The organism is Pantoea sp. QMID4 (genome assembly GCF_030270445.1).
Lineage (GTDB): Bacteria > Pseudomonadota > Gammaproteobacteria > Enterobacterales > Enterobacteriaceae > Pantoea > Pantoea vagans.
Genome location: NZ_BSXL01000001.1, coordinates 25,304 through 38,077, shown reverse-complemented (window position 1 = coordinate 38,077; position 12,774 = coordinate 25,304). Strand labels below are relative to the sequence as shown.

At 56.8% G+C, this 12,774-nt stretch carries 13 protein-coding genes; 10 read left to right on the top strand and 3 right to left on the bottom strand.

The genetic code is table 11. The features are described from left to right. Window positions 1-65 precede the first annotated feature (65 nt). From QSK07_RS00185 to QSK07_RS00170, 4 genes are all read left to right on the top strand, one after another. Entirely contained in the window at window positions 66-794 is a 729-nt protein-coding gene (locus QSK07_RS00185; protein ID WP_275222878.1) for a proteasome-type protease, read from the top strand. A gap of 113 nt (window positions 795-907) precedes the next feature. Beyond that, a complete protein-coding gene (locus QSK07_RS00180) occupies window positions 908-1,153 on the top strand; it encodes a DUF2543 family protein (protein WP_285720135.1) in 246 nt (81 codons plus the stop codon). Between the two features lie 195 nt (window positions 1,154-1,348). After that, a complete protein-coding gene (locus QSK07_RS00175; RefSeq protein WP_013358783.1) occupies window positions 1,349-1,837 on the top strand; it encodes a cold-shock protein in 489 nt (162 codons plus the stop codon). 315 nt (window positions 1,838-2,152) lie between these two features. Next, the gene (locus QSK07_RS00170) at window positions 2,153-3,007 is read left to right on the top strand and encodes a PA4780 family RIO1-like protein kinase (protein ID WP_275222873.1); all 855 of its coding nucleotides are present in this window, start codon (window positions 2,153-2,155) and stop codon (window positions 3,005-3,007) included. Window positions 3,008-3,062: 55 nt separating this feature from the next. On the opposite strand, the gene mgtU is transcribed toward QSK07_RS00170, so the two are convergent. Continuing rightward, the gene (gene mgtU, locus QSK07_RS22805) at window positions 3,063-3,149 is read right to left on the bottom strand and encodes a magnesium transporter protection protein MgtU (RefSeq protein WP_352230957.1); all 87 of its coding nucleotides are present in this window, start codon (window positions 3,147-3,149) and stop codon (window positions 3,063-3,065) included. A 10-nt stretch (window positions 3,150-3,159) separates the two neighbouring features. After that, window positions 3,160-5,862 (bottom strand): magnesium-translocating P-type ATPase, encoded by a 2,703-nt coding sequence (gene mgtA, locus QSK07_RS00165; protein ID WP_285720134.1) that lies wholly within the window; start codon window positions 5,860-5,862, stop codon window positions 3,160-3,162. A gap of 658 nt (window positions 5,863-6,520) precedes the next feature. Between mgtA and QSK07_RS00160 the strand changes: the two genes are divergently transcribed. The 6 genes from QSK07_RS00160 to speG all read left to right on the top strand — a co-directional run bounded on the left by QSK07_RS00160 (window position 6,521) and on the right by speG (window position 12,271). Next, entirely contained in the window at window positions 6,521-8,089 is a 1,569-nt protein-coding gene (locus QSK07_RS00160) for an ABC transporter substrate-binding protein (RefSeq protein ID WP_033733569.1), read from the top strand. Continuing rightward, window positions 8,089-9,141: an ABC transporter permease gene (locus QSK07_RS00155; RefSeq protein WP_013358787.1), complete on the top strand. Its 1,053-nt coding sequence runs from the start codon at window positions 8,089-8,091 to the stop codon at window positions 9,139-9,141. Before QSK07_RS00160 ends, QSK07_RS00155 begins: the two co-directional genes overlap by 1 nt. Next, the gene (locus QSK07_RS00150; protein ID WP_033733571.1) at window positions 9,138-9,995 is read left to right on the top strand and encodes an ABC transporter permease; all 858 of its coding nucleotides are present in this window, start codon (window positions 9,138-9,140) and stop codon (window positions 9,993-9,995) included. Before QSK07_RS00155 ends, QSK07_RS00150 begins: the two co-directional genes overlap by 4 nt. Then, window positions 9,985-10,815, top strand: a complete 831-nt coding sequence (locus QSK07_RS00145; protein ID WP_285720133.1) for an ABC transporter ATP-binding protein — start codon at window positions 9,985-9,987, stop codon at window positions 10,813-10,815. The genes QSK07_RS00150 and QSK07_RS00145 overlap by 11 nt, the downstream gene beginning before the upstream one ends. Next, entirely contained in the window at window positions 10,808-11,485 is a 678-nt protein-coding gene (locus QSK07_RS00140; RefSeq protein ID WP_285720132.1) for an ABC transporter ATP-binding protein, read from the top strand. Before QSK07_RS00145 ends, QSK07_RS00140 begins: the two co-directional genes overlap by 8 nt. Before the next feature lie 240 nt (window positions 11,486-11,725). Beyond that, window positions 11,726-12,271 carry a spermidine N1-acetyltransferase gene (gene speG, locus QSK07_RS00135; protein ID WP_003850356.1) on the top strand — a complete coding sequence of 182 codons (546 nt, stop codon included), beginning with the start codon at window positions 11,726-11,728 and terminating at the stop codon, window positions 12,269-12,271. On the opposite strand, the gene QSK07_RS00130 is transcribed toward speG, so the two are convergent. After that, window positions 12,272-12,691: a hypothetical protein gene (locus tag QSK07_RS00130; RefSeq protein WP_003850357.1), complete on the bottom strand. Its 420-nt coding sequence runs from the start codon at window positions 12,689-12,691 to the stop codon at window positions 12,272-12,274. It abuts the gene before it with no gap. Window positions 12,692-12,774 lie beyond the last annotated feature (83 nt).

Below are 12,774 nucleotides of genomic sequence, written 5' to 3'. Positions count from 1 at the left end.
TTGCTGATGGTGAAAACTTCATGCACGCTGATGGCGTGCAAATCTTTTTTTGAGGGGAGTGTGGTATGACCTATTGTGTGGCCATGCGCCTGTCATCCGGGCTGGTCTTTGCATCCGATTCACGCACCAATGCTGGCGTGGATCATATTTCCACCTTCCGTAAACTGCACGTGTTTCATCAGGATGGCGATCGTACGCTGGTGCTTCAGACTGCCGGCAATCTCGCGACCACGCAAAGTATTATCAGTCTGTTGCGACACCGCAGCAGGAATGCCGACTGCCCCAATCTGCTGAATGCCTCCAGCCTCTACGACGCCGCATCTCTGGTCGGCGAGACGGTTCGTGAGGTCATCCAGCGTGACAGTGAAGCACAACAGAATGGCAGTACGACAGACTTCAGTTGCAACCTGCTGCTCGGCGGTCAAATCAATGGGGATGAGATGGGTCTGTTCCATATTTACCCACAGGGTAATTTTATTGAAGCAACCCGTGATACGCCCTATTTCCAGATTGGTGAAAGCAAGTACGGCAAACCGATCATCGACCGGGTGCTTCACTACGACATGTCTCTGGAGCAGGCGATGCAATGCGCGCTGATTTCACTGGATTCGACCCTGCGCAGCAATCTGTCCGTTGGTCTGCCGCTCGACGTGATGATCTACCCTTGTGATAGCTACAGCGATGCCCGGCAATACCGCATTACCGAAGACCACCCGTACTTCAGTACTATCCGTAAAGGCTGGGGAGAAGGCTTAGTCAGCACCTTCAGACAGCTTCCGCCGCTGGTTCTCTAGTCAGAATCGGGCATCCTGTTCCCCTTTACAGCCCCAGCCCAAACACGAAATAATACCACCACAAGCCGGGTCGGAATCCGGTCGCTACTTACTCTCAACTCTGCGGACCCCTTATGGATAACGAAATTTCTCTCAAATATTATGATGTCGCAGATGAGTACGCGACGGAGGCTGCTAAGCCGATCAGCGAAGCGGAACGTACTCCGCTGGCGCATTACTTTCAGTTGCTGATCACCCGTCTGATGAATAACGAAGAGATCAGTGAAGAGTCGCAGCAGGATATGGCGCGCGAAGCGGGTATCGATGAGCAGCGTATTGATGATATCGCCGAATTCCTGAACCGCTGGGGCAACGAGTAAGAGATATGCACCGGCAGACGAGCGTTGCGCCATCCGCCGGTTAACCTTTTTGTCTACCGCATTCACCTCAGCGCCGGGCACCCGCCCCAGCCTTGCTGCCCGATCGAAAATTATCACCCAGACTTATATAGTCTGCGCAGGCATTGTGTTTTACACTGCGCGCTGTAAAAAACTGAGTAGATTAAGCAGGCAAAAATGGCGATGAACGGAACGATCACAACCTGGTTTGAAGATAAAGGTTTTGGCTTTATCAAAGATGAAAACGGTGATAACCGCTATTTTCATGTGATTAAAGTCGCCAATCCTGATCTGATTAAGAAAGATGCGGCGGTGACATTTGAACCCACCACCAACAACAAAGGCTTGTCCGCCTATGCGGTGAAAGTCGCACCGACCAGCAAATACATCTATATCGCAGGTGAGCGGCTGAAGATAACCTCGATTAAGTCTTACCTGGTTTACAACGAAGACGTCCCGGTTGATGCCGGTGTCGACAAAGAGAACGCGGTGCTCTCAGTGGGCCTGTTGCTGAATAACATCCGTCCGAAGTCTGACCCGAATGCCAGTGAGATGCGCTCGCTGAAAAAGCTGGCGGTGACTACCTTCCAGGGCACGACGCTGATCTTCTCCGAAGATGAGATCGACATCGAAAGCACGGTTAAAGTGCTTAAAGGCCTGAAGTAATCCCGCAGGCAGGCCGGGATTCTGTGAGCAGGATTTCGGCCTTTATGCCCGCATCCGCCTGATATTCAGGCACATCTCCTGACATGATGCTACCCGGTGCCGTGAGAAAGCGAATCTCTGGCAGATAAAACCGCCCTGCTCTCCCGCCTAATCCGTTGTTCATGATAAAACAAAGGTCAAAAGCGCAACGCATCAAGGTTCATCCCCACAACGCGTCTTTCCAGGTTAGAATCAGATACTTTGTTCAGTTATGGCCAATGTTTTCCATCATTGCAAAGTGATACGAAAAGCGGGTGAAATAAGGTATAAAGCCGCATGAAAATCCCAAACAGAATCCAGCCCCTGGTCGATGACGGCCTCATTGACGATGTGCTGCAGCGGCTGAAAAGCGGCAAAGAAGCAGACGTCTATACCGTGCTTTGCGGCGGTAAAGTGCAGTGCGCCAAAGTTTATAAAGAAGCGACCCAGCGTAGCTTCAGGCAGGCGGTGCAGTATCAGGAAGGACGTAAAACCCGCAACAGCCGTAACGCCCGCGCCATGCAGAAAGGCACGAAGTTTGGCCGTAAGCAGCAGGAGGAGTCCTGGCAGACTGCCGAAGTGGACGCCCTGTTCCGCCTGGCTAATGCCGGTGTTCGCGTGCCCCAGCCTTATCTCTGCATTGACGGTGTGCTACTGATGGAGCTGGTGACCGACGCCAATGGTTCCGTTGCGCCGCGCCTCAGTGACGTCACGCTCTCCGAAGAGGAGGCGATTACCGACTTCCACACCATGATTCGCAACATCGTGCGTATGCTCTGTGCCGGTATCGTCCATGGTGACTTATCCGAGTTCAACGTGCTGCTGGACGAGCAAGGCCCGGTGATTATTGACCTGCCACAGGCGGTCGATGCGGCAGCCAATAACCATGCTGAGTCGATGTTCGAACGTGACGTAGACAACATCACGTCCTACTACGGTCAGTTTGCTCCGGCGCTGCTGAAGACGCGCTATGCCAAAGAGATCTGGCAACTTTATGAAGACGGCAAGCTGACCCCGGAAACGCCGCTGACCGGACAGTTTGTCGAAGAAGAGCGCGTAGTAGATATGGATTCGCTGATGGATGAGATCATCACCGCAGAAGATGAATACTACGAGCGCCAGCGCGCCAGCCGTGAGCGCGACGAAGATTAGAAAAAAGCAGCGAGTTATCTCGCTGCCTCTGCACTAACGCACTACTACAATGCCCTCATCGTACGACGACCGTCAGCGCAATCAGCGTTAAGCCGATGATCATCACGCCGATAAATACCGTATCGAGCCTGCCTTTTTTCATCTTCGCCTCCCTAGAACCACTGACCAAACCGACGGATATAGAAACGTTTCATGCCCTGCGCCACCAGGCAGTAGCTGAACAGCGTCAGCACCAGCCAGGGGAAATATTGCCATGGCAGCGGCACCAGACCGACCATCGCACCCAGCGGTGAGAACGGAATCAGGATGCCCAGCGCCATCACCGCCAGCGTAGTCAGCATCACCGGTAAGGTGGCACGACTCTGGATAAACGGAATCTTCCGGGTGCGCAGCATATGTACCACCAGCGTCTGTGACAGCAGTCCCTCAATAAACCAGCCAGACTGGAACAGCGACTGCACGCCTGCATGGTTAGCACCGAACACGAACCACATCAGTGCAAAGGTGGTGACGTCAAAGATTGATGACGTCGGGCCCATCCACAGCATGAAGCGTTTAATATTGCCGGCATCCCATTTACGCGGCTTATTCAGAAACTCACGGTCAACCTTGTCCCACGGCAGCGCCAGCTGGGAGACGTCATACATCAGGTTCTGAATCAGCAGATGAATCGACAGCATCGGCAGAAACGGAATAAAGGCACTGGCCACCAGCAGCGAGAACACGTTGCCGAAGTTGGAGCTGGCGGTCATGTTGAGATACTTGATGATGTTGCCAAAGGTCTCGCGTCCTTTGAGTACCCCCTCATTCAGCACCTGAAGATCTTTCTCCAGCAGGATGATGTCCGATGAGGCTTTCGCCACATCCGCCGCGCTGTCCACAGAAATACCGGTGTCAGCCGCCCGCAGGGCAGGCGCGTCGTTGATACCATCGCCGAGGAATCCGACAGTGTGACCGTTCTGCTGCATCAGGCGCACCAGACGTGATTTCTGCAGCGGCGTCAGCTGGGCAAACAGGGTGCAGCGCTCTGCTTCGAGTGCCAGTTCATCATCGTTCATCGCCTCAATCTGATCGCCGGTCAGCATCGCCGGATCGGTCAGCCCGACATCGGCACAGACCCGCAGCGTCACCAGCGGATTGTCACCGGTCAGCACTTTCACCGTTACACCACTGTCGCGCAGGGCTTTAATCGCCTTACCGGCACTGGCTTTCGGTGGATCGCGGAAGGTCAGCATGCCCTGGATAACAAGATCGCGCTCATCACTGTCGCTGAGCGGCGCGTGCAGCTCGCCATCACGGGTTGCCACCAGCAGCACGCGATAACCCTGCTGATGATAGCGTTCGGTCTGCGCCAGCAGGGCCGCACGCTGTGCCGCATCCAGTGCAACGATCGCATCACCCTGCCGCACGGCAACGCTGACTGCCAGCATCTCTTCAACTGCGCCTTTACAGATCAGTTGTGAACGATGCTGTGTCAGATCCTCCACCAGCACCGACACCCGACGGCGGGTAAAATCAAACGGCAGCTCATCAACCAGCTGATACTGGCTGCGCTGAGTCTGTGAAATGACTTTATCGCCTGCGCAGAGCACGGCTCGGTCCATCAGGTTTTTTGCGCCACTCTGGCTGCCACTGTTAAGCCAGGCCAGCAGCAGGACCTGCTCATCTTCACTGCCCTGCGCATCCAGATGATGCGCCAGCAGGATAGTGTCCTGGGTCAGCGTGCCGGTTTTATCGGTGCAGAGCACATCCATCGCGCCCAGGTTCTGAATGGCGTTGAGCTTTTTGACGATCACTTTGCGCCGGGACATCGCAATGGCGCCTTTGGCCAGATTAGCGCTGACAATCATCGGCAGCATTTCCGGGGTCAGCCCGACCGCGACCGCCAGAGCAAACAGCGTGGCATCCATCCAGTCCCCTTTGGTGAAGCCGTTAATCAGCAGCACCACCGGGACCATCACCAGCATAAAGCGGATCAGCAGCTTGCTGACGCTGTTCACCCCACGGTCAAACGCAGTCTGTGGACGACTTCCGGTCAGCGATGAGGCCAGTGAACCAAACCAGGTTTCGCCTCCGGTCGCAACGACGACGGCGCTGGCTGTGCCGCTGGCCACGCTGGTGCCCATCAGGCAGATGTTCGGTGACGCCAGCAGCTCCTGAGCGGTCTGATCTTCGGCATCGACACCCGCATCGCTGCTGTGTTTCTCGACCGGCAGCGACTCCCCAGTCAGCACTGCTTCACTGATAAACAGATTGCGGGAACTCAGCAGGCGTACATCGGCAGGCACCTGATCGCCAGTGCTGAGCAGAATAATGTCGCCCGGCACCAGCTCACTCATATCTACATCCTGACGCTGCGCGGTTTCACTGCCGGGCTCCCGCCGCAGCACGGTAACCTGGCTGCGAACCAGTGACTGCAGCGCCTGCGCCGCACGGTTGGTCCGAAACTCCTGCCAGAAGCGCAGCAGCCCGCTCAGCATCACCATGGTGCAGATGATGATGACGCCGGAGAGATCGGTCTCCTGACCGGCGCGCAGCGGCAATATATAGTCGGTAAAGAAGCTCACCAGCGCCAGGACCAGCAGGACGTAGATAAACGGGTTATTAAACGCCATCAGCAGCTGAATCAGCGCCGGTGGTGCTTTCTCATGTGCCACTTCGTTGCGGCCATACAGGGCCAGTCGTTTCGCCGCTTCAGCCTGAGTCAGACCCTGACGCTGACTGCGCAGGTTCGCCAGCGTCATCTCGACGTGCTGGCCTGCCTGCTGTGCGACAGCAAATATTTTTTTACTTTTTTTATCGTTACGGTTGCCGGATGAGGTGATCGCAACCTGTTCAAGTTTCATGTCGCTCATGTCGACATCTCCCTGATTTAAAGCAATAGTTGTCCTGCACGAAAAATAAGGTGCATGGATAAAACCTGGCGTGGCCGGGTTATTTAATGAGGCGACCTTCAGGAATAATGACGTTATTCCGCCTGCGTGAAAAATAATAACGCGCGCAGGATGACGTAACGCCTGTTAAGCGCTGTGTTTTAAAGGTCTGATATCGGCGTTCGGGCGCAGCCTGAGCTACGCCAGTCGGGGTGGAGGAAAAAGGGCTAAGATAAACAGCAGCATAACGCACACTCCTGTGGATAACAGGATTAGAAAAAAGGAGCGCGATCGGTAATTAAAGCGGGGATCGCTGCTCGCCGGTTGGCAAGCAGCAGAGAAAATTCAGCTTGCCAGAATTAAAATTAATCTAGGGTGACTGTCCAACTGAATTCTCCTGAAGTTATTTGCCGCTATTATAAAGAGAGGAATATTGGGGTAAAGCGATTCAGAGATAAATGACCGCTTCGTTGAGGATTTGTTTCTGCTCAGGTTGCCGCTTCGGTAACAACATGGCGATCTTCTTATAACCACAACCTAACCCTTATAACCTTTTGACATATGATTAGCCCATATTCGACTATTCTTCGCATCGGCCCTTTCGTAAACTCGCGTAACTTTTTAGAGGCAAGGAAATTTCATGAAAACTATAATTCCATCACTGCTGGCGCTGACGCTGGCTGCCGCTTTCACAGCACAGGCCGCAACACCTAAAGATACGCTGGTTATTGCCCAATCTACCGACGACGCCGACAGCTTCGACCCGGCCAAAGGGTTTGAACTGACCAGCGTTCAGGCTTTTACGAATATCTATCAGCGTCTGGTACAGTCTGACCCGCAGAATCCGGTGGACCTGAAACCGACACTGGCCACCTCATGGCAGCCCGGCAGCGACAACCGCAGCCTGACCTTTGAACTGCGCAAAGATGCGAAATTCTCCACCGGTAACCCGCTGCGTCCGGAAGATGTGATCTTCTCGCTGGGCCGCGTGGTGAAACTGAACCTCGATCCCTCTTTCATCCTGACGCAGCTCGGCTGGACCAAAGATAACGTCGATGGCTTCCTGAAGAAGGTTGACGACAATCATGTGCAGATCAGCTGGACCGCCAACGTCAGCCCGACTTACGTACTGAGCCTGCTCTCTGCGCCGGTCTCGTCTATTGTCGATGAAAAAACCGCGATGGCGAACGCGAAGAATGGCGATTTCGGTAACGCCTGGCTGGCAACCCACTCGGCGGGTAGCGGTCCGTATCAGATCCGTAAAGTGGTGATGCATCAGGTGGTGCTGCTCAGCGCCAACCCGACCTCACCGGCGGGCGCGCCAAAAATGAAGAACATCCTGATCAAGAACGTGCCGGAACCGGCGGCGCGTCGTCTGCTGCTGGAACAGGGTGATGCCGATATCGCCCGTAACCTGGGTGCCGATCAGATTGCTGCGCTAAACGGCAAACCTGGCGTGAAGACAGAAGCGATTCCAATGGCGTCGCTCTACTACATCCAGTTCAACATCGGCGCGAACGAGACGATGAAGAACCCGGCCTTCTGGGAAGCAGCACGCTACCTGTGGGATTACAAAGGTATTGCTAATGAGTTGCTGAAAGGTCAGTTCGACGTGCATCAGAGCTTCCTGCCGAAGGGCTTCCTGGGCGCAATCAACGACACGCCATACAGCTACGACCCGGAAAAAGCCAAAGCGATTCTGAAGAAAGCGGGCCTGAACAACGTCACCTTCAAACTTTCCACCAGCAACCAGCCGCCTTATCTGGATATTGCGCAGGCGCTGCAGGGCAGCTTCGCCAAAGCTGGCGTGAAAGTGGAAGTGGTGCCCGGCCTGAGCTCCGAAGTCTCAACCAACGTGAAAGCGCATAAATATGAAGCGACGCTGAACGCCTGGGGCTCCGACTACTTCGATCCGAACACCAATGCCGCCTCGTTTGCTTACAACCCGGAAGATGGCAGCAAAACCATCGCCTTCCGTTCAGACTGGCACATTCCTGAGCTGAACAAGCAGGTCATTGCGGCCACTGCGGAAAGCGATCCGAAGAAGCGCATCGCGCTGTATGAAGCGATGCAGCGTGAAGTGATGAAGAACTCCCCTTACGTGATTGGCATGCAGGCGAAGAACCTGATCGCCCTGCGCGACAACCTGAAAGGCTATGTACAGGGCATTAACCCTGACATGGTGTATTACTCGCAGGTCACTAAGTAATGGCACAGTCTGTTCCTTCAGCCGGGTTCGCCCGGCTTTTTTGGCAGCGTGGCGGACGGCTGATCGGTAGCGTGCTGTCGCTGCTGGTCACGCTGCTTGGCCTGCTCGCCTTCACCTTTATGCTGTCGCATCTCTCGCCGATTGACCCGGTGCAGCAGATTGCCGGCGATCACGCCAGTGAAGCAACCTATCAACAGGTGCGTCACGACCTGGGGCTTGACCAGCCGGTGCTGATGCAGTTCTGGCGCTACATCGAACATCTGGCGCAGGGCGATCTGGGCGTCTCCCGTCTGACCAATCAGTCAGTGAGTGGCGACCTGATGACCACCTTCCCCGCCACCATTGAGCTGGCGACCTGCGCGATGATTTTCGCGGTGGTGTTCGGCGTCACGCTGGCGCTGCTGGCGGCGTGGAAACCGGGCAGCTGGATCGATAACCTCGCCCGCTTTATCTCGCTGCTGGGCTACTCGGTGCCGGTGTTCTGGCTCGGCCTGCTGGGCCTGCTGCTGTTTTATGCGGTGCTGCACTGGTCCGCCGGACCGGGACGGCTGGATGATATCTGGGTTTATACTCTGGAGCCGAAGACCGGCTTTGTGCTGATCGACAGCTGGCTGTCCGGTGAACCGGAGATGTTCCGCAACGCGATTGCGCACCTCTGGTTGCCGGTGGTGATCCTCGGCCTGCTGGCGATGGCGGGCATTACCCGTCTGCTGCGTGCTGCGCTGCTGGAAGAGAGCAGCAAAGAGTATGTGGTGCTGGCGCGTGCCAAAGGCGCGGGTCGGGTTCGCATCCTGCTGCGCCACATCTTCCCCAACGTGCTGGGCACACTGGTTACGGTGATCGCCCTCTCCTACGCCACCCTGCTGGAAGGTTCGGTGCTGACCGAAACCGTCTTCGCCTGGCCGGGTGTGGGTCGCTACATGACCAATGCGCTGTTCTCCGGCGATGTGCCGGCGATTCTGGGCTCCACCCTGTTGATTGGCAGCTGCTTTATTCTGATTAACGCCCTGGCGGATGTTTTAACCTGGTTAACCGATCCGAGAACCCGATGACGCAACAACTCTCTGAACTCGAAACGCTGCGACCACGCCGTCGCCGTCAACGCGTGACCTCGTTAACCGTTGGGCTGACGCTGGTGGCGATTCTTATCCTGATGGCGCTGCTGGCACCGCTGATTGCGCCGTTCGACCCAAATATGCAGACCATGTCGAGCCGCCTGCTGGCACCGTCGGCGCAGCACTGGTTTGGCACCGATGGCTTTGGCCGCGATCTGCTGTCGCGCGTAATTTACGGCGCACGTCCTACGCTGCTGCTGGTGTCGCTGATTCTGGTGCTGACCATTCCGGCCGGGCTGCTGATCGGCATCACTGCCGGTTACGTCGGCGGCTGGACCGAACGCCTGCTGATGCGCATTACCGATATCTTCCTGTCGCTGCCGAACCTGGTGATCGCGCTGGCGCTGGTGGCGATTCTCGGCCCTGGCCTGATGAACGGTGCGCTGGCACTGGCGCTGACCAGCTGGCCGCCGTTTGCCCGTCAGGCGCGCGCTGAAACGCTGGCGCTGCGCCGCAGCGACTACCTGGCCGCCGCGCGGATGCAGGGGATTACGGGCTTTCGCCTGATGTTCGGTCATATCCTGCCGCTCTGTATGCCGACGGCGGTGGTTCGCGCCGCGCTGAGCCTGGGCGGGATTATCCTGGCCGCGGCCGGTCTTGGCTTCCTCGGCATGGGCGTGCAGCCGCCGACGGCTGAATGGGGTTCAATGGTCGCCGAAGGCAGTAAAGTGATCTTCGATCAGTGGTGGGTTGCTGCCGCACCGGGCGCGGCCATTCTGTTTGCCAGCCTGGCCTTTAACCTGACAGGCGATGGCCTGCGCGACCGACTGGATACCCGTCATGCAAAATAATCTGCTCCATGCCGAAGGGCTGACCATTCGCAGCGATGATGCGCTGCTGGTCGATAACATCAGCTTTTCCGTGGGCCGCGAACGTGTGGCGCTGGTCGGTGAGTCCGGTTCCGGCAAGTCACTCACCGCCCGCAGTCTGATGGGCTTGCTCTCGCCCGCGCTGCATCTGCAGGCCAGCCAGCTTCAGGTCGCCGGTGAGAATGCGCTGACGCTGAGTGAGCGCTACTGGAACCAGCTGCGCGGTAACCGCGTGGCGATGGTGATGCAGGACCCGAAATATGCCCTTAACCCGACGCGCACCATTGGCTGGCAGGTAGAAGAGCCGCTGATCCTGCATCGCCGTCTGAGTCGTGCCGAGCGCAAAGAGAAGGTGTGCGAGATGCTGGATGCGGTCGGCCTGCCCGATCCGCGTCGTCTGATGCAGCAGTACCCGCATCAGCTCTCTGGCGGTATGGGCCAGCGCGTGATGCTGGCGATTGCGCTGATCACCGATCCTGACTTCCTGATCGCCGATGAACCGACCTCCGCGCTGGATCACGCCATGCGCGATCAGGTGCTGGCGCTGATTCGCGGTCTGGTGGAAGCGCGCAACATGGGTCTGCTCCTGATCAGCCATGATTTGCAGCAGGTCTCGGAACATTGCGAGCGGGTCATGGTGATGTACAAAGGCCGGTTGCTGGATACGCTGCCCGCCGCCGATCTGCCGCGCGCGACCCATCCCTATACCCGCACGCTTTGGGCCTGCCGCCCGGGCAAAGCGACTCATGGACAGGCTTTACCGGTGCTGGATCGCGCTGCGCTGGAGGTGAGTGATGATTAAGCTTAAGGATTTAAGCGTTGCCCACAAACAGGGTTACGAACTGCGCACCGTGGTGCATGAGGTCAACCTGGAGGTTAACGCTGGCGAGTGTTTTGGTCTGGTAGGGCCTTCAGGCTGCGGCAAGTCGTCGCTGCTGTGGGTGCTGGCCGGTCTGAACCCCCACTGGCAGGGCCAGATGCAGCTTGCCGGTCACGAGGTTCAGCCGGGCAAAGCCTTTACCGGCGCACTGCGTCAGGAAGTGCAGATGGTGTTTCAGGATCCTTATGCCTCGCTGCATCCGCGTCACCGCCTGCGTCGCACGCTGGCGGAGCCGCTGATGCTGCTGAAACGCGATAACATCAACGATCGTATCGATCAGGGTTTTCGTCACGTCGGACTCGATCCCGCGCTGGCAGATCGCTATCCGCATCAGCTCTCCGGCGGTCAGCGTCAGCGCGTCGCTATCGTGCGCGCCCTGCTGTTGCAGCCGAAAATCCTGCTGCTGGATGAGCCGACGTCGGCGCTGGATATGTCAGTGCAGGCCGAGATCCTCAACCTGCTCAACGATCTTAAACAGCAGGATGGTCTGACGATGGTGTTGGTCAGCCACGATCCCGACGTAATTGATCACATGTGCGATCGCGCCGTGCGCATGGCGCAGGGTCGCATCATCGAGCAGATCTCTGCCTGAACTCAGGCCGGACGGCGTTCACCTGCCGTCCGGCGCTGCTTCGCCCACCGCGTATCGCTTATCACGCCGCATTGCCGCCTTTAACCTCTTTCTCCTCTTCCTCTGTCAGAACGATTCTTTTCCACAGCCTCATTTGACTGCCACTGCGGTGAAGCGGGCAACCGTATGCAACTGCGTAAATCGCAGCACCAGGCTGATGCGGTATACTCGCCGCAGTTTCTTTAAAAAAGGAGTCAGGTAATGACGGTAAAACTGCGTCCGCTGGAGCGGGAAGATCTGCACTTTGTCCATCAGCTGGATAACAACGCCAGCGTGATGCGCTACTGGTTCGAGGAGCCTTATGAGGCGTTTGTGGAGCTGTCCGATCTCTACAACAAGCACATTCACGATCAGACCGAACGCCGCTTTGTGGTGGAGCACAGCGGGCAGAAAGCGGGCTTGGTGGAACTGGTCGAGATTAACCATGTGCACCGCCGCGCTGAGTTTCAGATCATTATCGATCCGGCGCATCAGGGCAAAGGGCTGGCCACACAGGCGGCAAAGCTGGCGATGGATTATGGCTTTTCAGTGCTGAATCTTTATAAGCTCTACCTGATTGTCGATCAGGAAAACGAAAAAGCGATCCACATCTACACCAAGCTCGGCTTCGAGATCGAAGGCGTGCTCAAGCATGAGTTTTTCATTAACGGGGAGTACCGCAACACCATCCGCATGTGCATTTTCCAGCATCAGTATCTGGAACGCCATAAAACGCCAGGCGGAATGGTGAAGCCGACCGCACAGTAATCAGCCGCGCGCGCCAACCGGGTTCATAAAGGGACGCGGATGCTCCGGCTTGAGGTCGTACATGCCGCCATAGAAGGGATCGACCAGCAGCCAGCCGGGGAATCCACCCAGCGGAATGTTGCCCAGCAGATACCAGAGGTTAGCGCGTGCCTCGATCGGCACCGTAACCGGCACATAGCCCGGACTTTCCAGCATCAGCAGGTAGTGCTTTTTGCCAAAGTAGCGGCCGGTCGATTTGGCCAGCTCGACAGTCTGCGGCGTGAAACCCTGCGCCACTGCATAGCCACGCTCATCCTGCACGGTAAAGCGCGCGCCCTGTGGCAGAGAGTCGATGCGCACCATCTGGGTTTCAGTGCCGACAATGGTGGCACAGCCGCTAAGCAGCAGCGCGGCGGCCAGAGCCAGAATTCGCTGTTTCATGAAGGGGTCCACAGAGTGATCAGTGATCAGAGTGTAGACCGCCCTCTTCATCTCAATCGGGCTATCATCGCCCGATTCAGCCA